We start from the raw sequence: 24,249 nt of genomic DNA, 5'->3' as shown, positions 1-24,249 counted from the left end.
CCGCCAGCTCACGCACCAGCCGGTCATGCGTGTGGGCATTGCCGAACACCCAGCCCGCACCATGGACATAGAGGACCACCGGCAGCGTGCCCTCGGCACCCGCCGGCCGCACGATCCGGGCCCGGACACTACCCGTCGGACCACCCGACACGGTGATCCACTCCTCGTCCACCACGGGCTTCCCGATCTCACCGGACTGCACCTCGTCGACCGCCTTACGGCCCTCCACCGGAGGCAGATCGAAAAGGTAGGGCGGGTTCGCGGTCGCCTCGGCGAAGGCCTGGGCGGCGGGCTCGAGGACGGGGCGGGCGGCGGTGGTGTCGGTCATGACGACTCCTCGGTTCGGGTGCCGCGGGCCAGGTTCCGGCGGTGTTCGCGGTGGGGAGCGGCGGCACACCAGGAACAGTAGCGCGAGATTAAGTCGTGCACAACTTATTAGGGTGAGATTTATTAGCGCACGATTCATTAGTACGCGATTCATGTGCAGTCGATAGAATCGGGAGGACGCGAACACGAGGGCGGTGATCCCCATGACCGGCACGGGAACCGGAAGCCGTACGCAGGAGCGGTCCGCCGCCGGACCGGTCGCCGGACAGGCCGCCGGCTCACTGCTCCTGGACGACCAGCTCTGCTTCGCCCTGTACGCCGCCTCCCGGGCCGTGACGGCCCGCTACCGGCCGCTGCTGGACGAGCTGGGCCTGACCTACCCGCAGTACCTCGTGATGCTGGTGCTCTGGGAGCAGGACTCGATCTCGGTACGGGAGCTGGGTGCCGCGCTCCAGCTGGAGTCCAGCACCCTCTCCCCGCTGCTCAAGCGCCTGGAGGCGAACGGCCTGCTGCGCCGTGAGCGGCGCGCGGACGACGAGCGTTCCGTCGCCCTGCGCCTCACCGAGGACGGCGCCCGGCTGCGGGAGCACGCGGGCACCGTCCCCTTCGCGATCGGCGACGCCATGGGCCTGACGCCGGAACAGGACGCCCTGGCCAAGCAGCTGCTGCGCCTGCTCACGACGAACGTCGGCGAGGGCTGACCGGCCCGCGCGCCCCGCGCCGGTCAGGCGCCGACGTACGCCGCGAGGTGCTCGCCGGTGACGGTGGACCGGCCGGCGACCAGGTCGGCCGGGGTGCCCTCGAAGACGACCTTGCCGCCGTCGTGGCCGGCGCCGGGGCCGAGGTCGATGATCCAGTCGGCGTGCGCCATGACCGCCTGGTGGTGCTCGACCACGATGACCGACTTCCCGGAGTCGACGAGCCGGTCGAGCAGGCCGAGCAACTGCTCGACGTCGGCGAGGTGCAGACCGGTGGTCGGCTCGTCGAGGACGTAGACGCCGCCCTTGTCCCCCATGTGCGTGGCCAGCTTCAGCCGCTGCCGCTCGCCACCGGAGAGCGTGGTGAGCGGCTGGCCGATGGTGAGGTAGCCGAGCCCGACGTCGGCGAGCCGCTCCAGGACGCGGTGCGCGGCCGGCGTGTGCGCCTCGCCGGAGCCGAAGAACTCCTCGGCCTCGGTCACCGACATCGCCAGCACCTCGCTGATGTCCCGGCCGCCCAGGCGGTACTCCAGCACCGACGCGTCGAACCGCTTGCCCTCGCAGTCCTCGCAGGGGGTGGCGACGCCGGCCATCATCGCCAGGTCGGTGTAGATCACGCCCGCGCCGTTGCAGGTGGGGCAGGCGCCCTCGGAGTTGGCGCTGAAGAGCGCCGGCTTGACGTCGTTGGCCTTGGCGAACGCCTTGCGGATCGGGTCGAGCAGCCCGGTGTACGTGGCCGGGTTGCTGCGCCGCGAGCCCCGGATCGGGCTCTGGTCGACCGACACCACCCCGGCGTCGGCCGGGATCGACCCGTGCACCAGCGAACTCTTGCCGGAGCCGGCGACACCCGTGATGACCGTGAGCACCCCGAGCGGGATGTCCACGTCGACGTCCTGGAGGTTGTTCGCCGTCGCGCCGCGGATCTCCAGCGCGCCGGTGGGCTCGCGGACCGTGTCCTTGACGGCGGCGCGGTCGTCGAAGTGGCGGCCGGTGACGGTGTCCCCGGCCCGCAGCTGCTCGACGGTGCCCTCGAAGCAGACGGTGCCGCCGGCCGTGCCGGCGCCGGGGCCGAGGTCGACGATGTGGTCGGCGATCGCGATCACCTCGGGCTTGTGCTCCACGACGAGCACCGTGTTGCCCTTGTCCCGCAGCCGCAGCAGCAGGTCGTTCATCCGCTGGATGTCGTGCGGGTGCAGCCCGGCGGTGGGCTCGTCGAAGACGTAGGTGGTGTCGGTGAGCGAGGAGCCGAGGTGGCGGATCATCTTGGTGCGCTGCGCCTCGCCGCCCGACAGGGTGCCCGCCGGACGGTCGAGGGAGAGATAGCCCAGGCCGATCTCCACGAACGAGTCGAGGGTCTGCCCCAGCGTGGTGAGCAGCGGCAGCACCGAGGGCTCGTCGAGGCGGCGGATCCAGGCGGCCAGGTCGGTGATCTGCATCGCGCAGGCGTCGGCGATGCTGACCCCCTCGATCGTCGAGGACCGGGCGGCCTCGCTGAGCCGGGTGCCGTCGCACTCGGGGCAGGTGGTGAAGGTGACCGCCCGGTCCACGAACTCCCGGATGTGCGGCTGCATCGACTCCTTGTCCTTGGCGAGCATGGACTTCTGGATGCGCGGGACCAGACCCTCGTAGGTCATGTTGATGCCCGCGATCTTCATCCTGGTCGGCTCGCGGTGCAGAAAGTCGTGCAGCTCCCTCTTGGTGTACTTGCGGATCGGCTTGTCCGGGTCGTAGAAGCCCGACTCGCTGTAGAGGCGGTAGCCCCAGCCGCCGGCCTTGTAGCCGGGGATGGTGAGCGCTCCCTCGTTGAGCGACTTGGAGTCGTCGTAGAGCTGGGTGAGGTCGAGATCGGTGACCGAGCCGCGGCCCTCGCAGCGCGTGCACATGCCGCCGGTGCGGTTGAAGGTGGCCTTCACCGCCTTCCGGTCGCCGCGCTCCACGGTGATCGCCCCGCTCGCCCGGACCGAGGCCACGTTGAAGGCGTAGGCGCTGGGCGGGCCGATGTGCGGCGTGCCGAGTCGGCTGTAGAGGATCCGCAGCAAGGCGTTGGCGTCGGTGGCGGTGCCGACGGTGGAGCGGGGGTCGCCGCCCATCCGCTGCTGGTCGACGGTGATCGCGGTGGTCAGCCCTTCGAGCACGTCGACCTCGGGGCGGGCCATCGTGGGCATGAAGCCCTGCACGAACGCGCTGTACGTCTCGTTGATCAGCCGCTGCGACTCCGCGGCGATGGTGCCGAACACCAGCGAGCTCTTGCCCGAGCCGGAGACTCCGGTGAACACCGTCAGCCGGCGTTTCGGCAGCTCGACGCTGACGTCCTTGAGGTTGTTCACGCGCGCGCCGTGCACGCGGATCAGGTCGTGGCTGTCGGCGACGTGCGGCGCGGGCGTCCGTGCGCCCGTCCTCCTGGCCGTGCTCATCGTGTCTTCTCCATGGTGTTCGCGTCCGTCTTGATCGCGTCCGTCGTGTTCGCGTCCGTCGTGTTCACGGCTCAGCGCCGCTCCTGGATACGGATCAGGTTGCCCGCGGGATCACGGAAGGCGCAGTCCCGGACGCCGTACGGCTGCTCGGTCGGCTCCTGGACGACCTCGGCGACGGACTCCAGCCGGGCGAAGGTGTCGTCGAGGTCGGGGGTGGCCAGCAGCAAGGCGCCGTAGGTGCCCTTGGCCATCATCTCGGCGATGACGCGGCGCTCGTCCTCGGTGACGCCGGGGTCGGCGGCCGGCGGGGTCAGGACGATCGAGGTGGCGGGCTGGCCGACGGGGCCGACCGTGATCCAGCGCATCCCGCCGTATCCGACGTCTCCTCGGACCTCGAAGCCGAGGAGGTCGCGGTAGAAGGCCAGGGCGGCCTCCGGGTCGTCCTGCGGAAGGAAGCTCGCGTGAATCGTGATGTCCATGGGAGTGAGGCTAGGGGCCGTCCGGGGCCGGCGCTTCTCGATTCCTGACAGGTCGGGTCACCTGCTTCGCCACGCAGGACGGCATCCCGGCCGTCGCACGGGCCGCCTCGCGCCGGTAGACGCTGGGCGGCACCCCGACCAGCTCGGTGAAGCGGGTGCTGAAGGTGCCCAGCGAGGAGCAGCCGACGGCGAAGCAGACCTCGGTGACGCTGAGGTCGCCGCGCCGCAGCAGCGCCATCGCGCGCTCGATGCGCCGGGTCATCAGGTAGCCGTAGGGGGACTCGCCGTAGGCGAGCCGGAACTGGCGGCTGAGATGCCCGGCCGACATGTGCACGCCACGCGCCAGGGCCTCGACGTCCAGCGGCCGCGCGTACTCCCGGTCGATGCGGTCGCGCACGCGGCGCAGCCGGGCTAGGTCGCCGAGGCGCCCGCTGCGGGCGGAGGTGCTGGTCACGTGTGCGATCGTGCCATGTCGCGCCGGGCTTGCCCAGCGGCGCCGGATCCGGGCCGCCTGCGCTCACCGCGTCCGGCGCTCACCGCGTCCGGATCAGCTCCATGACGATCCACGGCCGTCCGTCCACCCACACCATGTCGTGCACGCGCACCACCGAGGGGTGGTCGAGCCGCGCGGCGGCTCTCGCCTCGCGCCCCAGCCGGGCGAACACCACCTCCCGCTCCTCGTCGGGCACCTGGTCGGGCAGCCGGGGTTCCTTGACGGCGACGTCCCGTCCCATCATCCCGTCGTGCGCCTGCCACACCGTGCCCATCCCGCCGTGCCCATCCCGCCGTGGCCGAGCCGCTCGACGAGCCGGTAGCGGCCGCCCAGCAACAACCCGCGTCCGGGCGGGTGTTGACCCCCGGTCGGCCGGCGCCTGCGGTGGGCGCCGCGTCCACAGGATCCGGTCCGTGCCGCGGCAGCCGCGGCAGCCGTGGCCTCCGTGTCACTCATGGCCCTGGATGATTCAGAAGCCACCGGCGCACGGAGGGGTGCTTCCTCCTTTCTCTGGAATTTTCCGGCGCAGGGTGCGCACGGAGGGCGCGGTGTCCGAAGAGCGCACGCCGTGGTGCGCTCCACCCCTGTCCGGCGCCCCGCTTTCGCCCGTACACTGACAAATCACAGGTGTGCGGGGGCAGTTGAGCGGGGGAGGCCGGCCATGTCCGGGGACAGATTCGGCTCGTACGACCACGGTTTCGTGATGCCGCCGATGCCGCCCGCGCCGCCACCGGCGCCCGCGGACGGGGTGCGGGCCGTGGCGGTCGGGGTGCTCAACCTCAGCGGTCTGGGCCTGGGATACGCCCTGACCCGCAAGTGGATCCTGGCGGCACTGTGCTGGGTGGCCACCGCCGTCCTGCTGCTCGTGGCGCTGCCGGCCGACCCCGACGGCGTCCCGGGGTTCGCGCTCGTGCTGTACGGGGTGTTCCTCGCCGCGGCGGCGGCCCACGGCACCCTCGTCGGCCTGCGCACCCGGCTCGCCTGGCTTCCGCAGGCACCCCTCGCCCTCGGGCTGGGGCTGGTCCTGATCGCCGTACCGGCCGGCGGCATCGTGCTGTACGACGACGCGCGGGACGAGGCCGTGGAGCGCATGCTGCTGGACCGGCTGGAGGAGGCCGACGACCTGGTGGCGTCGGCGGGCAAGGGGTCGTTCAGCAGCGGCGAGTCCGAGTACCGCAAGGCGCTGCGGATCTACGAGGGGCTGAGCAACGACCACTCCGGATCCCGGGCGGCCGCGCAGGTGCCCAACCGGCTCAGGGCCTACTACGAGTCGGTGGGCGCCCCCTACGCGCAGGACGACTACTGCGGGGCGATAGCGCCGCTGACGTATCTGCGCACGGTGCCCGACACCCTGCGCGGGACGGACCTCGGGGACCTGGAGTCCTGGCCCGACGACCGGCTGGCCACCTCGCTGTACGCGTGCGCGTCGGACGCGCTGACGACCGGGCAGTCCACCTGGACCTCGCAGTTCGGCGAGCTGCTGACCACCTTCCCCGACTCGGAGCAGGCCGCGAAGGTCGAGCCGGCCGTGGCCGCCGCCGTCACCCGGGCGCAGAAGCAGCTGCGCGGCAGCGAACCGTGCGCGGCGGTCGAGCGGCTGAACACCCTCGGCTCCCAGATCGACGGCCTGCCCGCCGAGGGGGCGGACGTCGCCGACGCGCTCGGCAAGGACGCCGACCGGGCCACGGGCAGCGCGGACGCGGGCACGTACAACTGCGGGGTGGATCAGTACAAGGACGGTGACTTCGAGGAGGCGCAGACGACCCTGGCGAAGTACGCCGCCGACCACAAGAACGCAAAGAACGCGGCCCTGGCGAAGAAGATCGCGATCGCGGCGGAGATCGCCCAGACCGTGCCGGCGGCGGGCAAGAAGGTGCCGACGATGCGGTCCGGCGGCAGCATCGAGGTCGTCGTCCAGAACGACAGCCCCGACCCGGTCACGGTCATGTACACCGGCCCGGTCACCGGCAGCTTCAGCCTCAAGGGCTGCGGCAGCTGCAAGGCCTACCCCATTCTCAGCTCCGCCGTGCGGGGGTTCGAGCCGTGCAGCGACAGCGGGAAGAACTACCCGCAGCGGACCATCAGCCTGCCGCCCGGCACGACGTACTTCCTGCACAAGCCGCAGGGCAACAGCTCCGCCTCACCCGCCTCGGACACCGCGAAGCTCCAGTCCGGCTACATCTACACGGAGTGCGCCTACACGACGACCACCGGCCTGGGCGGACTCTGACGGGCCCGTCCCCCCGGGTGTGCAACCTTTTCGGCGACCCGACCGTCTCACCTCATACCCGACACACCACTCCAGGGGGGACAAAATGGTGCGAAACAGAACCGTCTGGGTCGCCGCAGCTCTCATGACCCTCACGCTGGGCGCGGCCGCGGTGCCCGCCGCGGCCGCTCCGGTCGCCGCGCCGCGCGCGGCCGCCGCCTGTCCGACCGGCTGGGGCAGCCTTCCCAAGACCGACTACACCGGCACCGCCCAGTCGGTGACCAACGCCAGGACCGGCCGCCACGACTGCTACGACCGGTTCGTCGTCGACGTCCCGGGCGCGGCGGCCGGGGACATCGGCTACTTCGTCCAGTACGTGGACGAGTTCGTCGCGGACCCGTCCGGCATCCCGATCCCGGTGAGCGGCGGCGCCATCCTCGAGGTGCGGGTGAACGCTCCCGCGTACGACCCCGAGACCGGCGCCTCCACCTACCCCGGCCGGTTCGCACGGCCGCTGCCGGGGGTGAACCTCACCGGGTACAACACCTTCCGGGACACCAAGTACGCCGGCAGCTTCGAGGGCCAGACGCAGTTCGGGCTCGGCGTGCGCGCCCGGCTGCCGTTCCGGGTGCTGCCGCTGGACGGCCGTCTCGTGGTGGACGTCGCCCACAGCTGGACGGCCACCCGCTGACCTCTGTCACCGCAGGACGACCCGGTGCCCCGTCCGCCGCCGACCACGGCGGGCGGGGCACCGCCGCGCCCGGGACCGGGGCGGGTACGTGACACGCCGTCGGATGGACCATCCGGCCTGTCCACGCCCCTTCCGGTCATACCGTGCGACATATGAAGAAATGCCATATCGCATACCTGGTATGCACCGCGGCGATCGTCGGAACGACGCTCGGCGCCGCGCCGCCGGTCCCCCAGCGCACCGTCCATGTGGTCCATCCCGGAGAGTCGGTCCAGAAGGCGGTGGACGCCGCCGTGGCGGGCGACACCGTTCTCCTCACCGCGGGCACCTTCCGCGAGAGCGTCAACGTGACCACCTCCGGGGTGACCCTGCGCGGCGTGGGCCGCCGCACGGTCCTGGAGCCGGCCCCCGCGACCACGAAGGAGCCCGCGAAGGAGACCACGAAGGAACCCGCGAAGAAGCCGGCGAAGGAACCTGCCAAGAAGCCGGCGAGCGAGACCGCGAAGAAGCCCGCGAAGGAGACCACGAAGAAGCCCGGGAAGAAGCCCGCCAAGAAGCCCGCCAAGAAGCCCGCGAAGAAGCCCGCGAAGAAGACCACGCACAGCTGCGCCGCGGCCGGCCACGGCATCTGTGTCACGGGCACGAAGGACCGCAAGGTCAAGGACGTGACCATCGCCTCCCTGACCGTGTCCGGCTTCACCAAGCACGGCGTCTACGCCGTCGCCACGGACCGCCTCACCGTGCGCCGTGTGACCGCGGAGAAGAACGGCGTGTGGGGCATCGCCACGGAGGCCTCGACGCGCGGCGTCTACCGGGACAACACCGCCCGGGACAACGGTGACGCCGGCCTGTTCCTGGCCAACACCGTCACGGCGGAGCAGGGCGCCACGGACACCGGCGGCACGGTCGTCGCCCGCAACCGGCTGGAGGGCAACCGGATCGGCGTCACCGTCCGCCGGTTGCGCAACCTCACCCTCGCGCGCAACCACCTCACCGGCAACTGCGCGGGCGTCTTCGTCGTCGGCGACGAGAACAAGCCGAAGGCCGGCCTGGTCACCGTGCGCGACAACCGCATCGTGAGCAACAACAAGTCCTGCCCCAAGACCGCCCGGCTGGACGCCCTCCAGGGCTCCGGGATCGTCCTCACCGGCGCCGAGGACAGCCTGGTGACCCGGAACGTGATCACCGGCAACGCCGGCGCCTCCCCGCTCTCCGGCGGCATCGTCCTGTTCAAGAGCATCGTGGGCGCCGCCAGCGAGCGCAACCGGATCAGCGACAACGTGCTGCGGGACAACGTCCCGGCGGACCTGGTCAACGCGGACACCGGCCAGGGCAACACGTTCGAACGCAACGACTGCCGGGCGTCCCGGCCCACGGGACTGTGCTGACCGTCCGGGTCTGACCCCCGTCCCAGCAAACAGCGGAAGAAGAACCAAGGAAGGCGGCACATGACCACCGCACAGACTGCCCCGCCCCCGTCCATGCGCCTGCGGGAACTCGCGTTCGGGGCGGCGTGTGCCGCCGCCCTCCGCGCGGCCGCCCGGCTCGGGGTCGCCGACGCCCTCGGCGAGAGCCCCATGACCGTGGACGACCTCGCGGCCGCGGTGAAGACCGAACCCCGCCCGCTGCGCCGGCTGCTGCGGGCCCTGTCCTGCTACGGCGTCTTCACCGAGCGGCCGGACGGCACGTTCGCGCACACCGACGTCTCCCGGCTGCTGCGCGAGGACGACCCCCACAGCCTGCGCGCCATCTCCCTGTGGTGCACCGAGCCCTGGACCTGGGACGCCTGGCCGAAGCTGGACGAGGCGGTGCGCTCCGGCCGCAACGTCGTAGAGGACCTGTACGGCAAGGAGTTCTTCGTCTACCTCAACGAGGACGCCCCGGAGTCGGCGGACGTCTTCAACCGGGCCATGACGACGTCCAGCGTGCAGTCCGCGCGGGATGTCGCGGAGTTCCTCGACCTGTCGGGGTGCGCGTCGGTCGCCGACATCGGGGGTGGCCAGGGGCACGTGGTGGCGAGCCTCCTGGAGAAGTACCCGGCGATGCGCGGGACCCTGCTCGACCTGCCGCGCGTGGTGGAGAACGCCGACCCCCGGCTGCGCGAGGGCGGAGCGCTGGCCGACCGGGTCCGGGTCGTGCCCGGCGACTGCCGCGCGGACGTCCCGGTCCGGTCCGATGTGTACATCATCAAGAACATCCTGGAGTGGGACGACGACTCCACCGCCCGGACCCTGCGCAACGTCATCGGGGCGGGCGGCCCCGGGACCCGGGTCGTGGTCATCGAGAACCTCGTCGACGACACGCCCTCCATGCGGTTCAGCACCGCCATGGACCTGATGCTGCTGCTCAACGTGGGCGGCGCGAAGCACACCACCGAGAGCATGGTGTCCCGGCTGACCGAGGCGGGCCTGGTCATCGACGACATCCGCCCGGTCAACCCGTATCTGCACGCCTTCGACTGTCACGTGCCCGCCTGACCGTCCGAACACCGCGACAACGGTGGCCGGGCCCGCATCGGCGCGGGCCCGGCCACCGGTGGTGTTCGGCGTTTCGGCGTTTCGGCGTTTCGGCCGTCGGCCGTCGGCGGTGCGCGGCCGGCGGTCGGCCGTCGGCGGTCGGCCGTCGGCGGTCCGCGGTCCGCGGTCCGCGGTCGGCCGTCGGCCGTCGGCCGTCGGCGGTCCGCGGTCGGCGGTCGGCAGTCGGCAGTCGGCGGGATCAGCCGGCCGGGTCGCGCTCCCAGAGATAGAAACGCTGCGCCATCGCGTCCTTCGGGGACCGCCAGGTGGCGGGGTCGTACGCGCTGACGTGGGCGGTCAGCCGTTCGCTGATGTCCCGGAACTCGGGGTGCCCGGCCACCTTGGCGATGGCGGGTCCCGGGTCCTTCTCGGACTCGATGAGGTGCAGGTACACGTCACCGAACTGGAAGAGGCTGCGCCGGGCGACGCCGACGAGGTGCGGCAGCTCCCCCCGGTCGGACTCCTCGAAGATCTTGGCGATGTCCGGAGCGGCTCCGGGGGCCATCCGGGCGACGATCAGGGCCTGGTGCATGGGGCGTGTTCTCCGTCCGGCTCAGTCGGTCAGGCCCGGCGCGGCACCCTGCTCGGCGGCGGCCTTCTCGATGCGGTCCCGGATCAGGGCCATCTGGACCTTGGAGTTCCGGTTGATGTTGTCGGTCATCCAGTCGTCGTCGACCGGCGCCTCGGGCTTCATCTCGAAGTCCTGCGTCCACTCCATCCGCGTACCCTCGCGCACCTTCTCGTAGCGCCAGCGGATGTTCATGTGGGCGAAGGGGCCCGTCTCGACCCGGCGGGCCTTGACGGTGAGGGCGTCCCGGTCGGTCTCCCGCTCCGAGACCCAGCTCCACACGGTGCCGTTCTCGTCCGGGTGCATCGTGAGCCGGAACGTCGTCTTGTTCCCCTCGACCGAGAGGATGTCGGCGGAGGCGTACTCGCTGAACAGCCGCGGCCAGTTCGCCACGTCGTTGGTCATCTCCCAGACCAGGTCCAGCGGTGCGGCGATGGTGATCTCGTTCTGGGTGTGTCCGGCCATGTCACGCTCCTGTCATGAGGGCAGTGTTGACGAGGTCGAGGAACTGACGGGGCGACTTGCTGCGCTCCGCGTCGGGCGGCATCGGCGTGCCGTACCGGTTCTCCAGTTCGCCGACGATGCCGAGCAGACCGAGCGAGTCGACACCCAGGGCGTCGAAACCGGTGTCGGACTGCTGCTGGAGTTCCGCCGGGGGGACGGTGGCGCCGGCGCACTTCTTCATGAGTTCGGCCAGCTCTTCCAGGGTGATGCGCTCGCTCATGCGGTTCCTCTCCTTTGCTTCCGGGCGTCCCGCCACGAGGCGGCGCCCTTTCAGCGGCACGTGCGCCGCGGGGGGCGGCACGGCCGGTGCGGCTCAGTCGGCGGCGCTGTGCCGCAGTACCAGAGCCGCGTTCGACCCCATCAGGCCCCGGCTCAGGACCAGCGCGGTGCGCGCCTCGGCGGGACGGGCCCGGCCGGTCACGAGGTCGAGGTCGTGGCAGATGTCGAAGACATTGGGGGTGGGCGGGACGAGGCTCTGCTCCATCGCGAGCACCGCCGCCGCGACGTCCAGCACGGGCGCCGCGCCGTAGCCTCGTCCGATGCCGGTCTTGGGCGCTGTCACGGGCACCCGCCGGCCGTGGGCGCCGAGGGCGTCGGCGATCGCCAGCGCCTCGGCCCGGTCCGCCTCGGGCACGCCGAGGGCGTCCGCGAAGACCACGTCGATCTCCTCCGGGGCGCAGCCCGCCTCGTCCAGGGCGCCGCGGATGGCCTGGGCGAGTCCTTCCCTCGACCTCTCCCACCGGGAGGCGCCGGTGAAGGTCGCCGCGTGCCCGGCCAGGATCGCCCGGACCGCCGCGCCCCGCTCCCGTGCCGTGTCCTCGCCCTCGACGACGAACATGGCGCCGCCCTCGGCCGGCACGAACCCGCAGGCCGCGCTGGTGAAGGGACGGTAGGCGCGGGTCGGGTCCTCGACGGTGCTCAGCTCCTCGTACCCGAGCTGGCAGACCATCGAGTAGGGAGCCAGCGGCGCCTCGGTCGAGCCGGCCACGATCACATCGGTGCCCCGGCGCACCGCACGGGCCGCGTGGGCGAGGGCGTCCAGACCGCCGGCCTCGTCGGCCGCCACCACCCCGCAGGGGCCCTTGAGGCCGCGCCGGATGGAGATCTGGCCGGTGCTGGCGGCGTAGAACCAGGCGATGGACTGGTAGGGGCCGACGAACCGGCTGCCCTTGCCCCACAGCCGCTGCAGCTCCCGCTGGCCGAACTCGCCGCCGCCGGAGCCGGCCGCGGTGACCACGCCCACCGAGAACGGCGCGGCGTCGACCTCGGGCCGGCCGAAGCGGGCGTCCTCCATCGCGAAGTCGGCCGCGGCCATCGCGAAGTGGGTGAACCGGTCGGTCTGGACGAGGAAGCGCTCCTCGATCGCGTCGGCCGGGTCGAAGTCGCGGACCTCGCCCGCCACCCGCAGCGGGAGGTGCTCACAGCCCTCGCGGGTGACCCGGTCGAGGACGCTGACGCCCTCCTTGGTGGACTTCCAGAAGGTCTCGGTGCTCGCGCCGTTGGGCGCGACGACCCCGATGCCGGTGACGGCCGCACGCCGTGCACGTGGTGCGCTCATCGTGTTTTCTCCCTCGGCCGGTTCAGGACCACCGCGGACTGGAAGCCGCCGAACCCGCTGCCCACCGAGAGCACGCTGTTCAGCCTGCGCTCACGGGCGACCCGCGGCACGTAGTCCAGGTCGCACTCGGGGTCCGGGGTCTCGTAGTTCGCGGTGGGCGGTACGACCTGGTGGGCCAGGGCCAGCACACAGGCGACGAGTTCGATCGCGCCGATCGCGCCGAGGGAGTGGCCCACCATGGACTTGATGGAGCTCATGGGCGTGGCGTAGGCGTGCCGGCCCAGGGTCCGCTTGACCGCGGCGGTCTCGTGGCGGTCGTTCTGCTTGGTGCCCGACCCGTGCGCGTTGACGTAGTCGATCGCCGTCGGGTCCAGCCGGGCGTGGTCGAGGGCGTCCTCGATGGCCCGGGCCATCTCCAGGCCCTCGCTGGTCAGACCGGTCATGTGGTAGGCGTTGCCGAAGGTGGCGTAGCCGCCCAGCTCGCAGTACACGTGCGCGCCTCGGGCCCGGGCGTGCTCCAGCTCCTCCAGGACGAGCACCGCGCCGCCCTCGCCCATCACGAACCCGTCGCGGTCGGCGTCGAAGGGACGCGAGGCGTGGGCGGGGTCGTCGTTGTTCGGGGACGTGGCCTTGATGGCGTCGAAGCAGGCCATGGTGATCGGGGAGATCGGGGAGTCCGAGGCGCCGGCTATGCATATGTCGGCCCGGCCCTCCTCGACGGTGTGGAAGGCGTAGCCGACGGCGTCCAGTCCGGAGGTGCAGCCGGTGGAGACGGTCTGCACCGGCCCGCCCGCCCCGAACCGCTCGGCGACGGTCGAGGCGAGCGTGCTGGGCGCGAAGGCGCGGTGCAGCTGCGGCTCGGCCCGCTGGTCGTCGACGTCCCAGCGCTGCCCGCCGTGGCTGACCAGGACGTAGTCGTGCTCCAGACGGGTGGTGCCGCCCACCGCGGTGCCCAGGGAGACCCCGACCCGCCAGGGGTTCTCCCGGGCGAGGTCGAGACCGGCGTCCCGGACCGCCTCCTCACCGGCGACCAGGGCGAACTGGATGTACCGGTCGCAGCGCGCGGCCTGCTCGGCGTCCAGCCCGTGGGCCGCCGGGTCGAAGTCGCACTCGGCGGCGATCCGGGACCTGAGGCCGGCCGGGTCGAAGAAGGTGATGCCGCGCGTCGCCGTGCGTCCGGCGGCCAGGAGGTCCCAGAACGCCGGCACGCCTATGCCGCCGGGGGCGACGATGCCTATGCCGGTGACCGCCACCCGCCTGGTCATGACCGGGCCTGACGTCGGGAGACCCCCAGGCCCTCGCCCGCGCCGACCGGCTCGGCCGCGGCGACGGTCTCCTCGGTGTCGACATGGCCGAGCGGCGGGCTCGGGGCCAGCGGGCCGAGGTGGAAGACCATCCGGGCCTCGACCTTGCCGACGTTGCGGAAGCGGTGGCGCATGTTGACGGGGATCATGAGCCCCTGCTCGGGCTGGAGCGGGTGGGGTTCGCCGTCCAGGTCCACCTCCAGCTGCCCGCACACGACGTACACGAACTCCTCGGAGTACGGGTGGTAGTGCTCCGCGATGCGGTCGCCTGGCTGGATCAGGGCCACGCCCATGAAACCGCTGGTCGAGCCGACCGTGGCCGGGGTGAGCATGGCGCGCAGGTCGCCGCCGCGCCGGGTGTTGGGCTCGACCTCGCTGAGATCCACGATTCTGGGACGGGGTGTGATCACGACGTTCCTCCGATCAGGTGCTGCATCGACTGGGGGCGTGGCCGCCACGGCCCGGGTGAGGACGCATCAGGCGTCGGGCGAGCGGCGGTCGGTGACGAGGTCCATCCGGGCGGGTCCGGGCCGGCCCGCGGAGCCGCTCCGCCGCGGCGCGGACGCGCCGGCGGAGCCGTCGAGGAGTTCGGCGATCTCGGCCGCCCGCGCCGGGTCGGAGGCGCCGAGAGAGAGCGCGGGGTCGGCGGGGTCGACTCCGCCGCGCACCTCGATCAGCCGGACCACGACGTCGTCGCGCTGGAAGACCGTGCTGCGCAGGACCGGGCTGCGCGCGTCGTCCGCGGCCGCCACGTCCTGCTGGGCCAGCAGTTCCGCCAGCCGCATCCCCTGGCCGGGCCGGGCCGGGTAGTACAGCGCGTGCCGCTCCGCGGCCGGGTCCTCCTGCTCGGCCGTCACATGGTGGACGGCGGGCAGCGCCGCACGGGTGAAGAAGACCCGGGCGGACTCGGGGTCGTCGAGGTCCCGGTCCTGCTCCAGGTAGGGGTTGATGGCCTCCTCGACCGCGCGCACCTCGGGCTGGCGGGCGACGTGGCGCAGCGCGGCGAGCAGGTCGCCCCGGACCTCGATGGCCCGCACGACCCGGTTGCCGTGCATGAACAGGGAGGTGCGCACGAGCCGGGTGGCGTCGTCGACCTTCGGCTGGGGCGAGGCGTAGTCGGCGAGGATCTTCGCGACCTTCTTCTCGCTGCCCGGCTTGACGGTGAAGGTGAGCGCGTGACGGATCAGGCCGTCGCCCATCCGGGGGGCCGCCTGGAGCCGGCGCTTGCCCTTCCCCGCGTTCTCCGCCGGGCCGCCGGTCTCCCGGACGACGTGGAAGCGCAGCGACCGGGTGTCGCGCACGCAGCTGTGCAGCGGCTTCACCATCTGGACGTGCTCCTCGCTGTTGACCCAGGCGAGGAACGGCGGGGCGCTCTCCCACTCACTGGTGATGAGCCATTGGGAGGGGTTCTCGATGGACTGGCAGAGCTGGTCGCTGACGTGCCCGGGAACGGACGCGACCTGGTTGCACAGTTGCTCGTACGCCTCCAGGAACTGCTGCTGGGCGCCGTCGTAGACGTCCACCAGCAGGACGACCCGGAGCCGGGAGCCGTCGAAGACGGACTGGGAGACGCGTTGCGACGCCTGGCGCGCCGTCGTTCCTGAGAGACGTTCGGACGTGGTGGTCATCCTGCGCACAACTCCTTCGCGGGGGCGGAAGTGGACGTCGGCCGCGTGATGCGACGTCAGCGTTCCTCGATCGTGTGCCCGTCCTCGCGACCGCGCGACTCGTGTGCACTGCGCGGGTGACCCTCAGACCAGGTGGGCGAAGACGACGAGGTTCTCGGTGTAGTCCTTGGCGGCGCGGTCGTACGTGCCCGCACAGGTGATGAGCCGTACCTGGGCCTGCGGCGTGTCGCCGTACACCCGGCGGTCGGGGAAGTCTTTCTTGGCGAAGGTCTCGACGTCGTCGACGCGGAAGACCGCCTTGCGGCCGTCGGCCCGTCGGACGGAGAAGCGGTCGCCCTTCTCCAGCTCGCGGAGGTACACGAAGACGGCGGCGGACTTCTTGGTGTCGACGTGCCCGGCGATGATCGCGGTGCCGGCCTCTCCCGGGGAGGCGCCCGCGGCGTGCCAGCCGACGAGGTTGGTGTCGTCGGCGGGGGGCGGCTCGAGCTGGCCCGTGGGGCCGATGGCGAGGTCGGTGAAGGGGGCGTCGACCGAGATCTTCGGGATGAGCAGGCGCACCGGGCGGGAGCGCGGCAGCCGTTTCCCGGCCGGCTTCGCGGCGGGCTGTCCGGCGGGCGGTGCCGACGGGGCGGCGTTCGGGGGCCGCTCGGCGGTCCGGGAGGCGGACGCGGTGGCCTGGGGTGCGAGTGGGGGGCGGGAGCTGTCGGACACCGGGTCCTCGCCACCGCCGGTCAGGGTCACTGCCAGGACCAGGGCGGCCGCGGCGCACAGCATCAGCACGCCGGTGCGGGACGACCGCCGGTCGTCGGTGTCGGGCCGGTCGTCGGTGGGGGAGGGAGAAGGGGCTGCCATCGGAAGACCACCTCACTCGGGCACGGCAGCGGGGGCGGACGGGGGCGGGGAACGGGCCGGGCCGCCACACGGGGGCACGCGTGGCGGCCACGGCTTCGCTATCGCGGCTATCGCGCCGGGCATGGTCAGGCCACGCTTCCGGCGGTCTTCCTGCGGCGGGCGGCGTAGAGACCGGCCGCCGCGACGCCCAGGACGGCCACGCCGCCGACGGTCACCGACGGTGCGGCGAGACCGCCGCCGCCGGTGTGCACGCCGCCCTTGGGCTTCTCACCCCAGGAGTCAGACTTGCCGTACCCGGAGTCCTCCTTGTCCTCCTTGCTCCAGCTGGAGTCGTCCTTCTTCTCGTAGCCGGAGTCGTCCTTCTTGTAGGTCTCCGGGTCGTGCTTCGGGTCCTTGGAGCTGCCCCAGTCACCCTCGTTGACGGTCATCAGCGCGCCGCCGCCGGTGTGCACGCCACCCTTGGGCTTGCTGTAGTCGCCCTTGTCGTGCTCGTCCTTGCCGTAGTCGTCCTTGTCGTGCTCGTCCTTGCCGTAGTCGTCCTTGCCGTAGTCGTCCTTGTCGTGCTCGTCCTTGCTGTAGTCGTCCTTGCCGTAGTCGTCCTTGTCGTGCTCGTCCTTGCCGTAGTCGTCCTTGTCGTAGTTGAGGGCGGTCAGCGCGCCGCCGCCGGTGTGCACACCGCCCTTGGGCTTGCTGTAGTCGCCCTTGTCGTGCTCGTCCTTGCTGTAGTCGTCCTTGCTGTAGTCGTCCTTGCCGTGCTCGTCCTTGCTGTAGCCGGAGTCCTCCTTCTTGTCCGAGCCGGAGTCCTCCTTCTTGCTGTAGCCGGAGTCTTCCTTCTCCCAGTCGCCCCCGGCCGCGAAGGCGCCGGGCGCCCCCATGCCGATGACGGCCGCAGCCGCGGCGGTGGCCAGGATCACGCGAGCAGAACGCATCTGATGGTCCTTCCGTCACAGCCGGGCAACTGACGCTTTGTCAGCTGATCTGACCCGGCCCCGACGTGATCCACCGTCAGACAGATCTCCCGGTGTCGCCACTCGGGAGGATCACACGGGTGAACGGGCCGGGCGTCCGGCTGATCCCGGCCGGTCCCGCGGCCCCCGCGCGCTGCACGAACGCTGCCGCCCCCGGCCCGTCGGGGCCGGGGGCAGCAGCGTTCTGACGGTGGGTCGGATCAGCCCAGGCGGAGCACCTGCGTGAGGACCTGGCGCAGGGCCGCCACGGCGTCCTGCTCCGGGCCGGGCGCCCGCCAGGCGACGAATCCGTCGGGCCGGACCAGAACGGCGCCCCCGGGCGTGACACCGTGCCGCTGCGCCCAGTCCGTGCCGTCCTCCGGCACGAGGTCGGCCCCGGGCCCGGCGCCCACCCGGTAGGAGCGCAGCGGGACGAGCAGCTCGTCGGCGAGGCGGGCGGCGGCCTGGTGCCAGGCGCTCGGGCCGGCGGCGTCGCTCAGCAGGACGAGGGTGCGCTCGTAGAGGTCGAGGGTGGAGATCCGCTCGCCCTGGCGGCGTACCCACAAGTGGGGTGCCCTGCTGCCGGGTTCGCCGCTCAGCTCGAGCTGGTCCGGGACGACCGGGGACCCGGCGGCGGTGCCGACGACGGCGCCCCGTGGGTAGCGGTAGCCGAGCGCCACGTTGAGGATGCCGCTCTGCCGGCCGCCGCCCGCGCCGGGCGGCGGGGCGAACCCGGGGTGGCTGTGTTCGGCCGACCGGGCGGCGGCGCGGGCGCTGGTGGCCTCGGCCACCGGACGACGTTCGGCGTCGTAGGTGTCCAGCAGCTCCTCCCCCGCCCAGCCGTCGAGGACCGCGGCCAGCTTCCAGGCGAGGTTGTGCGCGTCCTGGATGCCGGTGTTGGAGCCGAAGGCCCCGGTGGGCGACATCTCGTGGGCCGAGTCGCCGGCCAGCAGGACCCGGCCGCAGCGGTAGCCGCGGGCGACGCGCTGGGCGGCGTGCCAGGGGGCGCGGCCGGTGATCTCCACGTCGAGGTCGGCGACGCCGACCGCGCGCCGGATGTGCTCGGCGCACCGCTCGTCGGTGAACTCCTCCAGCGTCTCGCCGTGTTCGGGGTGCCAGGGGGCGTGGAAGACCCACTGCTCGCGGTTGTCCACCGGCAGCAGGGCGCCGTCGGCGTCCGGGCTGGTCAGGTAGCAGACGATGAAGCGGCGGTCGCCCACGACGTCGGCCAGGCGGCGGGAGCGGAAGGTGACGCTCACGTTGTGGAAGAGGTCACCGGGGCCGCTCTGGCCGATGCCCAGCTGTTCCCGGACGGGGCTGCGGGGGCCGTCGGCGGCGACGAGGTAGTCGGCGCGGATGGTGGTGTGCTCGCCCGTCTCCCGGCTCTTGACCACCGCGGTGACGCCGGTGGAACCGGACTCGAACGACATCATCTCGGTGGAGTAGCGCAGGTCGCCGCCGAGCCTGCGGGCATGGTCGAGCAGCACCGGCTCCAGGTCGTTCTGGCTGCACAGGCACCAGGCGGTGGGACTGAACCGGGCCAGCCCGCCGCCGGGATCGATGTTGCGGAAGAGCCATTCGCCCGCCTCACCGACCAGGGTGGGCGTCTGGAGGATGCCGTGGTTCTCGGCGAGGGTGGCGGCGGCGGCGTGGATGTCCCGCTCGACGCCGGCCACCCGGAACAGTTCCATGGTGCGGACGTTGTTTCCGCGGCCGCGCGGGTGGATGGAGGTGCCGGAGTGGCGCTCCACCAGGGCGTGCCGCACGCCGAGCCGGCTCAGGAACAACGAGGTCGACAGACCGACCAAGGAGCCGCCGACGATGAGGACCGGGACCCTGAGGGTCTGGTCGCCGGCTTGATCGGCTCGTTCGTTCATCACTCACGCCTCCAGCATGTTTCGCCATTTCGGCCGGTTTCGGCCGAGATTCCTCATCCTTGCCCCGAGATGCTGACGGCGGCTCAGCCTTTCACCCGGCTGGGCATGCGGGAGCCCGCTCCGGCATGCAGGAGACTGTGCTGTACGGACAGGCACCGATCAGGAGGAAACGCGGCGTGATCATCTTCGGCACCAAGGGATACCTGTACCAGCTGGCGATACTGACGCTGGTGTGCGGCGGCTGCGGCAACCCGGCCGCGCACACGCTCCGCAAGCGCGTCACGAAGTTCACCCTGTTCTTCGTGCCGCTGTTCCCGTTCTCGACGAAGTACGCGACCCAGTGCACCTTCTGCGGCACGGAGCAGAAGGTGACGAAGGAGCAGGCGGAGCAGCTGCTGGCGCAGGGCGCGGGCGGCTCCGGCGCGCCGGCCTACGGGCAGCCGCAGCAGCAGCCGTACCAGCACTGACGTCCGGCTGCCGTCCGGCGCTCACCCGGTGAGTCCGGCCGCGGCACAGGCCTGCCGGAGCTGAGGGACGCAGATCCGGCGCAGGGTGTAGACACCGCCGTCGACGAGGACGGGCCCGATGTCGCCCACGGTGATCGAGGTCGGGGTGAGCAGGACAGCGGGGATGTCCCGGGTGGTGGGGCTGTCGATGGTGGTCGGGGCGCTGCCGGGGACCTCGTCGCGGCCCATCGCGACGGCCATGGCGACGGCCGAGGCGGCCTCGTCCCGGAACGACTTGTAGACGGTCATGTACTGCTCGCCCTTGACGATGCGCCGTACGGCCTCGATGTCGGCGTCCTGGCCGGTGACGGGCGGCGGCTCGCGGACCCCGGCGCTCTTGAAGGCGGAGATGACGCCGGCGGCGATCGCGTCGTTGGCCGCGTAGACGCCGTCGATCCGGTCGGGGCCCAGTGCCGCGATGGCGGCGGCCATGTTGGCGTGCGCCTCCTGGGTGTTCCAGCCGGGGGTGTCGTACGACCGGACGATCTTCACCCTGCCCCGCAGGACGGACAGCGCGCCCCCGCGGTACCAGGCCGCGTTGGGGCTGGTCGGGTCGCCGTTCATCATGACGACGGTCCCGCCCTCGGCCTTGTCCCCCATGGCCGTCAGCAGGGCCTGGCCCTGGAGTCTGCCGACCTCCGCGCCGTCGAAGCCGACGAATCCGGCGATCGGGCCCTCGGCAAGCCGGTCGTAGGCGACCACGGGGACGCCCGCCCGGTGGGCCTCGTGGATCGAGGAGCGCATCGCCCTGGTGTCGGCGGCGTCCAGGATCAGCACCCGGGCACCCTTGGTGATCATGGAGATCATCTGCTGGCGCTGCTGGACCGCGTCATTGGCGGCGTTGGCGTACACCAGGGTGCACGCGGGGCAGCGCTCCTTCAGCTGCTGCTCGATCAGCGGCTTGTCCGCGTGTTCCCAGCGGGGCAGGGAGCGGCTCGGCAGCAGCAGGCCGACGGTGAAGCCGTCCGCGGCCTTCCCGTCGTCGCCGCAGGACGCCAAGGAGACGGTCAGGACCGCCGCGGTGAGCGCCGCGACGAGATGCCGGACACGGGTCCTCATCACGGGCCCCCTCTCTCCGGACCTGGTTGCGGGGCCGGGGCGTCCGGGGCGCGGCCCGGGACGGCGATCTCGCTCCACACCTGCTTGCCACCGGCCACCGGCACCGTGCCGAAGGACTCCGACATCGCCTCGACCAGCATCAGGCCCCGGCCGCCGGTCGACTCCCAGTCCACGATCACGGGCTTGGCGGGGGCGCGCGGCGAGGCGTCGCTGACCCCGACCCGCACCCGGTCGCCGCGCAGCATCAGGTCGACCTGGACCGGCCCCTGGGTGTGCACCAGGGCGTTGGTGACGAGTTCGGAGACGACGAGGAGCACGGCGTCGGCCGCCACCTCGACCTTCCAGCGGCGCAGGGTGCGCGCGGTGAACCGGCGGGCGTGCATCACGGCGTCCGGCAGCCGCCACACCATCCAGCCCGCCCGGATCGGCTTGGTCCGCAAGCCGTCGTAGCGCATCAGCAGCAGCGCCACGTCGTCCTCGCGGCGGTCGCCGTCGCCGAGCAGTTCGTCGGCCATCCGGCCGAGGTCGGCGGGGTCGGCCGCGGCGAGCGCGGCGCCGGTGCGCCGCATCCCTTCGTCGAGCGGCAGTTCGGAGGACTCGACCAGACCGTCGGTGACCAGCGCGAGGACCGTGCCGGGGGCCAGGGCGACCGCGGTCATCGGGAAGTCCGCCTCGGCGAGGATGCCGAGCGGCGGGCCGCCCGCGACCTCCACCTCCTCGATGGCGCCGTCGGGGCCGCGCAGCAGCGGGGCGAGGTGGCCGGCGCGCACGAAGAGGGTGTTGCCCTCCTCCATGTCCAGTTCGGCGTAGCAGCAGGTCGCGAAGAGGTCGGTCTCCATGCTGACGAGCAGCCGGTTGGCGTGCGAGACGACGACGTCGGGCGGGTGGCCCTCCATGGCGTAGGCGCGGACGGCGGTGCGCATCTGGCCCATGATCGTCGCGGCGCCGGCGCTGTGCCCCTGCACGTCCCCGATGACGAGGGCAACCCGTTCGTCGGAGAGGGCGATGACGTCGTACCAGTCGCCGCCCACCTGGAGGCCCCGCCGGGCGGGCAGATAGCGGGCGACGGCCGTGCCGCCGGGCAGTTCGGGCAGCCGCCGGGGCAGCAGGCTGCGCTGGAGCATGGTGGCGAGTTCCTGCTCGGCGTCGTGCGCGTGGGCGCGCTGGAGCGCCTGGCCGACCAGGGCGGCGGTGGCGGTCAGCAGGGAGCGTTCCTCGGGGGCGAAGGCGTGCGGCTCGTCCCAGCCGACCAGGCAGATGCCGGCGACCCGGCCCTTGGCGGGCAGCGGCAGGACGGCCAGGCCGCCGGGGCCGACGCCCGCCAGTCCGGGTTCGAGTTCGGTGCCGGCCGGCCACAGGTCCATCCGGCCGTCGCGCAGGGCCTCCCGGAGGGTGGGCAGGAGGCGCACCGGTGCGTCGGGCCACTCGGTGCGCCACTCGGCCCGCCAGACGGCCGGCCAGGCGGCGGGCTGCGGCGGATCGAGGACGGCGACCATCATCCGGTCGTCCTGGAGGCCGGCCAGGGCCACCCGGTCGGCGCCGAGCGGCTCGCGCAGGGCGGCGACGACCACCCGGCCGACGTCCTCGACGGTGGTGGCGTCGTCGAGGGCGGCGGTCAGCCACTGGATGCGGGCGACGTCGTCGGCGCCCCGGCGCAGTACCGGCGTCGCCGTGACCACGCCGACGACCCGCTCCCCCAGGCCGTCGACGCCCGGTTCGGCCCGGCAGCTCAGGCTCAGCCAGCGCATCTCGCCGGTGGGGCCGCGCACCCGGAACTCCAGCTCCCGCCGGCCGGACGCGTCGGTGGACGGCTCCAGGACCGACATCAGGGCGTGCATGTCCTCCGGGAGGGCGTGGGCGAGCAGGGTGTCGGCCTTGCCGTCGAAGTCGGCCGGGCTGATGCCGACCAGGTCGAGCAGGGTGTCGTCGGCCTCGGTCACGCCGGTGTCCGGGGCCAGCACGAAGGAGCCGACGCGCAGACTGCGCAGGGCGGGGCCGAGCAGCGCGGCGGGGGCGGGTGGCGCGCCGGAGCGGAGCATGACGGCGACGGCGTCGGCGTACCGCTCCAGGAAGCGGCGCTGCTCGACCTGGAAGCCGTCGGCGGAGTCGCCGCTGACGACGAGGCAGCCCAGCCGTCGGCCCTCCGCGTCGAGGGGCAGCGCGCCGAGCGCGCCGTCGGCGTTCAGCCACAGCGTGTGGTCGGTCCGGAAGGCCTGGGCCGCGGGGGCGTCACCCGCCAGGGGCAGCCGCTCCGGGAGTGCGGGTCCGGCGGGGGGCCGTCCGGCGGTGTCCGCCAGCCGCAGCTCCTCGTTCCCGGCCCCGGGGACATAGACCGCTGCCCGTGTCACTCCGGCGAAGGTCAGGGCCCGATCGAGGCATGTCCGCAACGTACCTCCCGTCCCTGCCGCAGGTGCCGACAGGTTGAGATCGGGGCACCCACCCACCAGAATCGCATATGAGGATCAACCGGACACATCAGCGCCCATCAACCTTATTGTCGTCTACGGCAGGTAACACATGAAGGCCTGCATACGGGACACGGCCGTGGTCGTGACCGCGGTGTCCACGGCCGTCGCCCTGGCGGCCTGCGGGTCCGACGGCGGGAACGACTCCGCCGAAGGGAACGGGCCGCGGATCGGAGTGCTGCTGCCCGACGCCACCACGGCTCGCTGGGAGACCCAGGACAGTCCCCTGCTCGAGGAGAAGATCGCGCAGCTGTGCGACACCTGCGAGGTGGAGACGGTCAACGCCAAGGGCGAGGTGGCACGCCAGCAGGAGCAGATGGACTCGATGATCACCAAGGGGGTCGACGCCATCCTGCTGGTGGCCGTGGACGCCCGCTCGCTGCGCCCGACGGTCCGCAAGGCCGACGCCGCGGGCATCCCGGTCGTCGCCTACGACCGGCTCGCCGAGGGACCGATCTCCGGGTACGTCTCCTTCGACGGCCAGGAGGTCGGCAGGCTCCAGGGCCGGGCGCTGCTGCGGGCGATGGGCGACGAGGTGCCCGGCGCCCAGATCGTGATGATGAACGGCGACCCCATCGACCCGAACGCGGTGGCCTTCAAGGAGGGCGCGCTGTCCGTGCTCAGCGGGAAGGTGCGGATCGGCAAGGAGTACGACACCCTGCAGTGGCGGGCGGAGATCGCGAACATGAACATGTCCGCCGCGATCGCGGCTCTCGGCGCCGAGGCCATCGACGGGGTCTACGCGGCCAACGACGGTCTGGCCGCCGGCAGCATCTCCTCGCTGAAGGCGAACAAGGTCGAGCCGCTGCCCCCGGTCACCGGGCAGGACGCCGAACTGGCCGCCGTGCAGCGGATCGTCGCGGGCGACCAGTACATGACCGTGATGAAGCCCTTCGCGCCGGAGGCCGCGGCCGGCGCCGCGATGGTCGTGGCGGCGGCCCGTGGCGAGGGCCTGCGCGACATGGCCACGGACGAGGTACGGCCGCGCGGCGGGGGGCGCGTGCCGGCCGTGCTGCTCACCCCGGTCTCGGTGACCGTGGACAACATCGCGGACACCGTGGTGAAGGACGGTGTGCACACGGTCGCGCAGATCTGCACCCCCGAGCTCGAGGCCGACTGCGTCCGGGCCGGACTGATCTGACGGTTCCGGCCGG

The 24,249-nt window shown here is 72.3% G+C and carries 24 protein-coding genes; 7 read left to right on the top strand and 17 right to left on the bottom strand.

Annotation, left to right across the window (positions count from 1 at the left end; all coding sequences use genetic code 11):
- Nucleotides 1-532, bottom strand: a 532-nt coding sequence (locus ACZ6D7_RS23930) for an alpha/beta hydrolase (protein ID WP_469494094.1), incomplete at its 3' end; no start/stop codon positions are given.
- A 76-nt stretch (nucleotides 533-608) separates the two neighbouring features.
- Between ACZ6D7_RS23930 and ACZ6D7_RS23925 the strand changes: the two genes are divergently transcribed.
- A complete protein-coding gene (locus ACZ6D7_RS23925; RefSeq protein WP_469494142.1) occupies nucleotides 609-1,028 on the top strand; it encodes a MarR family winged helix-turn-helix transcriptional regulator in 420 nt (139 codons plus the stop codon).
- A 23-nt stretch (nucleotides 1,029-1,051) separates the two neighbouring features.
- On the opposite strand, the gene ACZ6D7_RS23920 is transcribed toward ACZ6D7_RS23925, so the two are convergent.
- The 4 genes from ACZ6D7_RS23920 to ACZ6D7_RS23905 all read right to left on the bottom strand — a co-directional run bounded on the left by ACZ6D7_RS23920 (nucleotide 1,052) and on the right by ACZ6D7_RS23905 (nucleotide 4,685).
- Nucleotides 1,052-3,439, bottom strand: a complete 2,388-nt coding sequence (locus ACZ6D7_RS23920; protein WP_469494092.1) for an ATP-binding cassette domain-containing protein — start codon at nucleotides 3,437-3,439, stop codon at nucleotides 1,052-1,054.
- Nucleotides 3,440-3,510: 71 nt separating this feature from the next.
- Complete coding sequence (locus ACZ6D7_RS23915) at nucleotides 3,511-3,918, bottom strand: VOC family protein (protein WP_469494089.1); 408 nt, start codon at nucleotides 3,916-3,918, stop codon at nucleotides 3,511-3,513.
- A 10-nt stretch (nucleotides 3,919-3,928) separates the two neighbouring features.
- Complete coding sequence (locus tag ACZ6D7_RS23910) at nucleotides 3,929-4,372, bottom strand: helix-turn-helix transcriptional regulator (RefSeq protein WP_469494086.1); 444 nt, start codon at nucleotides 4,370-4,372, stop codon at nucleotides 3,929-3,931.
- A gap of 79 nt (nucleotides 4,373-4,451) precedes the next feature.
- Nucleotides 4,452-4,685: a hypothetical protein gene (locus ACZ6D7_RS23905; protein ID WP_469494083.1), complete on the bottom strand. Its 234-nt coding sequence runs from the start codon at nucleotides 4,683-4,685 to the stop codon at nucleotides 4,452-4,454.
- A gap of 387 nt (nucleotides 4,686-5,072) precedes the next feature.
- Here ACZ6D7_RS23905 and ACZ6D7_RS23900 point away from each other — a divergent pair, with 387 nt between their 5' ends.
- The 4 genes from ACZ6D7_RS23900 to ACZ6D7_RS23885 all read left to right on the top strand — a co-directional run bounded on the left by ACZ6D7_RS23900 (nucleotide 5,073) and on the right by ACZ6D7_RS23885 (nucleotide 9,788).
- Nucleotides 5,073-6,641 (top strand): hypothetical protein, encoded by a 1,569-nt coding sequence (locus tag ACZ6D7_RS23900; protein ID WP_469494082.1) that lies wholly within the window; start codon nucleotides 5,073-5,075, stop codon nucleotides 6,639-6,641.
- 85 nt (nucleotides 6,642-6,726) lie between these two features.
- On the top strand, nucleotides 6,727-7,311 hold the full coding sequence (locus ACZ6D7_RS23895; protein WP_469494080.1) for an AMIN-like domain-containing (lipo)protein: 585 nt from the start codon (nucleotides 6,727-6,729) through the stop codon (nucleotides 7,309-7,311).
- 152 nt (nucleotides 7,312-7,463) lie between these two features.
- Complete coding sequence (locus ACZ6D7_RS23890; protein WP_469494077.1) at nucleotides 7,464-8,699, top strand: right-handed parallel beta-helix repeat-containing protein; 1,236 nt, start codon at nucleotides 7,464-7,466, stop codon at nucleotides 8,697-8,699.
- Nucleotides 8,700-8,759: 60 nt separating this feature from the next.
- Nucleotides 8,760-9,788 (top strand): methyltransferase, encoded by a 1,029-nt coding sequence (locus ACZ6D7_RS23885; protein WP_469494074.1) that lies wholly within the window; start codon nucleotides 8,760-8,762, stop codon nucleotides 9,786-9,788.
- Nucleotides 9,789-10,026: 238 nt separating this feature from the next.
- On the opposite strand, the gene ACZ6D7_RS23880 is transcribed toward ACZ6D7_RS23885, so the two are convergent.
- The 10 genes from ACZ6D7_RS23880 to ACZ6D7_RS23835 form a co-directional block, all read right to left on the bottom strand.
- Entirely contained in the window at nucleotides 10,027-10,359 is a 333-nt protein-coding gene (locus tag ACZ6D7_RS23880) for a TcmI family type II polyketide cyclase (protein ID WP_469494071.1), read from the bottom strand.
- Nucleotides 10,360-10,380: 21 nt separating this feature from the next.
- The gene (locus ACZ6D7_RS23875) at nucleotides 10,381-10,860 is read right to left on the bottom strand and encodes an SRPBCC family protein (RefSeq protein ID WP_469494069.1); all 480 of its coding nucleotides are present in this window, start codon (nucleotides 10,858-10,860) and stop codon (nucleotides 10,381-10,383) included.
- Between the two features lies 1 nt (nucleotide 10,861).
- Nucleotides 10,862-11,119, bottom strand: a complete 258-nt coding sequence (locus ACZ6D7_RS23870) for an acyl carrier protein (protein WP_469494067.1) — start codon at nucleotides 11,117-11,119, stop codon at nucleotides 10,862-10,864.
- A gap of 93 nt (nucleotides 11,120-11,212) precedes the next feature.
- A complete protein-coding gene (locus tag ACZ6D7_RS23865; protein WP_469494064.1) occupies nucleotides 11,213-12,457 on the bottom strand; it encodes a ketosynthase chain-length factor in 1,245 nt (414 codons plus the stop codon).
- On the bottom strand, nucleotides 12,454-13,722 hold the full coding sequence (locus tag ACZ6D7_RS23860) for a beta-ketoacyl-[acyl-carrier-protein] synthase family protein (RefSeq protein WP_469494061.1): 1,269 nt from the start codon (nucleotides 13,720-13,722) through the stop codon (nucleotides 12,454-12,456). The genes ACZ6D7_RS23865 and ACZ6D7_RS23860 overlap by 4 nt, the downstream gene beginning before the upstream one ends.
- Nucleotides 13,719-14,171, bottom strand: a complete 453-nt coding sequence (locus tag ACZ6D7_RS23855; RefSeq protein WP_469494059.1) for a cupin domain-containing protein — start codon at nucleotides 14,169-14,171, stop codon at nucleotides 13,719-13,721. Before ACZ6D7_RS23855 ends, ACZ6D7_RS23860 begins: the two co-directional genes overlap by 4 nt.
- 66 nt (nucleotides 14,172-14,237) lie before the next feature.
- Complete coding sequence (locus ACZ6D7_RS23850; RefSeq protein WP_469494056.1) at nucleotides 14,238-15,389, bottom strand: SchA/CurD-like domain-containing protein; 1,152 nt, start codon at nucleotides 15,387-15,389, stop codon at nucleotides 14,238-14,240.
- A gap of 123 nt (nucleotides 15,390-15,512) precedes the next feature.
- Entirely contained in the window at nucleotides 15,513-16,241 is a 729-nt protein-coding gene (locus tag ACZ6D7_RS23845) for a class F sortase (protein WP_469494053.1), read from the bottom strand.
- Nucleotides 16,242-16,366: 125 nt separating this feature from the next.
- Nucleotides 16,367-17,170: a hypothetical protein gene (locus ACZ6D7_RS23840; protein ID WP_469494051.1), complete on the bottom strand. Its 804-nt coding sequence runs from the start codon at nucleotides 17,168-17,170 to the stop codon at nucleotides 16,367-16,369.
- Nucleotides 17,171-17,409: 239 nt separating this feature from the next.
- On the bottom strand, nucleotides 17,410-19,065 hold the full coding sequence (locus tag ACZ6D7_RS23835) for an FAD-dependent oxidoreductase (RefSeq protein WP_469494048.1): 1,656 nt from the start codon (nucleotides 19,063-19,065) through the stop codon (nucleotides 17,410-17,412).
- A 176-nt stretch (nucleotides 19,066-19,241) separates the two neighbouring features.
- Between ACZ6D7_RS23835 and ACZ6D7_RS23830 the strand changes: the two genes are divergently transcribed.
- Nucleotides 19,242-19,532 carry a zinc-ribbon domain-containing protein gene (locus ACZ6D7_RS23830; protein WP_469494138.1) on the top strand — a complete coding sequence of 97 codons (291 nt, stop codon included), beginning with the start codon at nucleotides 19,242-19,244 and terminating at the stop codon, nucleotides 19,530-19,532.
- 21 nt (nucleotides 19,533-19,553) lie between these two features.
- Here ACZ6D7_RS23830 and ACZ6D7_RS23825 read toward each other — a convergent pair whose 3' ends face one another.
- A complete protein-coding gene (locus tag ACZ6D7_RS23825) occupies nucleotides 19,554-20,630 on the bottom strand; it encodes a substrate-binding domain-containing protein (RefSeq protein ID WP_469494045.1) in 1,077 nt (358 codons plus the stop codon).
- A complete protein-coding gene (locus ACZ6D7_RS23820; RefSeq protein WP_469494042.1) occupies nucleotides 20,630-22,978 on the bottom strand; it encodes a SpoIIE family protein phosphatase in 2,349 nt (782 codons plus the stop codon). The genes ACZ6D7_RS23825 and ACZ6D7_RS23820 overlap by 1 nt, the downstream gene beginning before the upstream one ends.
- Nucleotides 22,979-23,147: 169 nt before the next feature.
- On the opposite strand from ACZ6D7_RS23820, the gene ACZ6D7_RS23815 reads away from it, so the two are divergent.
- Nucleotides 23,148-24,236, top strand: coding sequence for a sugar ABC transporter substrate-binding protein (locus tag ACZ6D7_RS23815; protein WP_469494040.1), 1,089 nt, complete (start codon nucleotides 23,148-23,150; stop codon nucleotides 24,234-24,236).
- Nucleotides 24,237-24,249: the final 13 nt, after the last annotated feature.

This window comes from Streptomyces sp. NPDC041784 (assembly GCF_055591025.1).
The sequence above is the reverse complement of the archived record's forward strand: the minus strand, read 5'-3'. Positions and strand labels throughout refer to the sequence as shown.

Bases quoted from the DNA above. Each gene is read 5' to 3' on its own strand.
- ACZ6D7_RS23920 (WP_469494092.1), bottom strand. From the start codon at position 3,439: ATGAGCACGGCCAGGAGGACGGGCGCACGGACGCCCGCGCCGCACGTC.
- ACZ6D7_RS23915 (WP_469494089.1), bottom strand. From the start codon at position 3,918: ATGGACATCACGATTCACGCGAGCTTCCTTCCGCAGGACGACCCGGAG.
- ACZ6D7_RS23905 (WP_469494083.1), bottom strand. From the start codon at position 4,685: ATGGGCACGGTGTGGCAGGCGCACGACGGGATGATGGGACGGGACGTC.
- ACZ6D7_RS23900 (WP_469494082.1), top strand. From the start codon at position 5,073: ATGTCCGGGGACAGATTCGGCTCGTACGACCACGGTTTCGTGATGCCG.
- ACZ6D7_RS23895 (WP_469494080.1), top strand. From the start codon at position 6,727: ATGGTGCGAAACAGAACCGTCTGGGTCGCCGCAGCTCTCATGACCCTC.
- ACZ6D7_RS23890 (WP_469494077.1), top strand. From the start codon at position 7,464: ATGAAGAAATGCCATATCGCATACCTGGTATGCACCGCGGCGATCGTC.
- ACZ6D7_RS23885 (WP_469494074.1), top strand. From the start codon at position 8,760: ATGACCACCGCACAGACTGCCCCGCCCCCGTCCATGCGCCTGCGGGAA.
- ACZ6D7_RS23880 (WP_469494071.1), bottom strand. From the start codon at position 10,359: ATGCACCAGGCCCTGATCGTCGCCCGGATGGCCCCCGGAGCCGCTCCG.
- ACZ6D7_RS23875 (WP_469494069.1), bottom strand. From the start codon at position 10,860: ATGGCCGGACACACCCAGAACGAGATCACCATCGCCGCACCGCTGGAC.
- ACZ6D7_RS23870 (WP_469494067.1), bottom strand. From the start codon at position 11,119: ATGAGCGAGCGCATCACCCTGGAAGAGCTGGCCGAACTCATGAAGAAG.
- ACZ6D7_RS23865 (WP_469494064.1), bottom strand. From the start codon at position 12,457: ATGAGCGCACCACGTGCACGGCGTGCGGCCGTCACCGGCATCGGGGTC.
- ACZ6D7_RS23860 (WP_469494061.1), bottom strand. From the start codon at position 13,722: ATGACCAGGCGGGTGGCGGTCACCGGCATAGGCATCGTCGCCCCCGGC.
- ACZ6D7_RS23850 (WP_469494056.1), bottom strand. From the start codon at position 15,389: ATGACCACCACGTCCGAACGTCTCTCAGGAACGACGGCGCGCCAGGCG.
- ACZ6D7_RS23845 (WP_469494053.1), bottom strand. From the start codon at position 16,241: ATGGCAGCCCCTTCTCCCTCCCCCACCGACGACCGGCCCGACACCGAC.
- ACZ6D7_RS23840 (WP_469494051.1), bottom strand. From the start codon at position 17,170: ATGCGTTCTGCTCGCGTGATCCTGGCCACCGCCGCGGCTGCGGCCGTC.
- ACZ6D7_RS23835 (WP_469494048.1), bottom strand. From the start codon at position 19,065: ATGAACGAACGAGCCGATCAAGCCGGCGACCAGACCCTCAGGGTCCCG.
- ACZ6D7_RS23825 (WP_469494045.1), bottom strand. From the start codon at position 20,630: ATGAGGACCCGTGTCCGGCATCTCGTCGCGGCGCTCACCGCGGCGGTC.
- ACZ6D7_RS23815 (WP_469494040.1), top strand. From the start codon at position 23,148: ATGAAGGCCTGCATACGGGACACGGCCGTGGTCGTGACCGCGGTGTCC.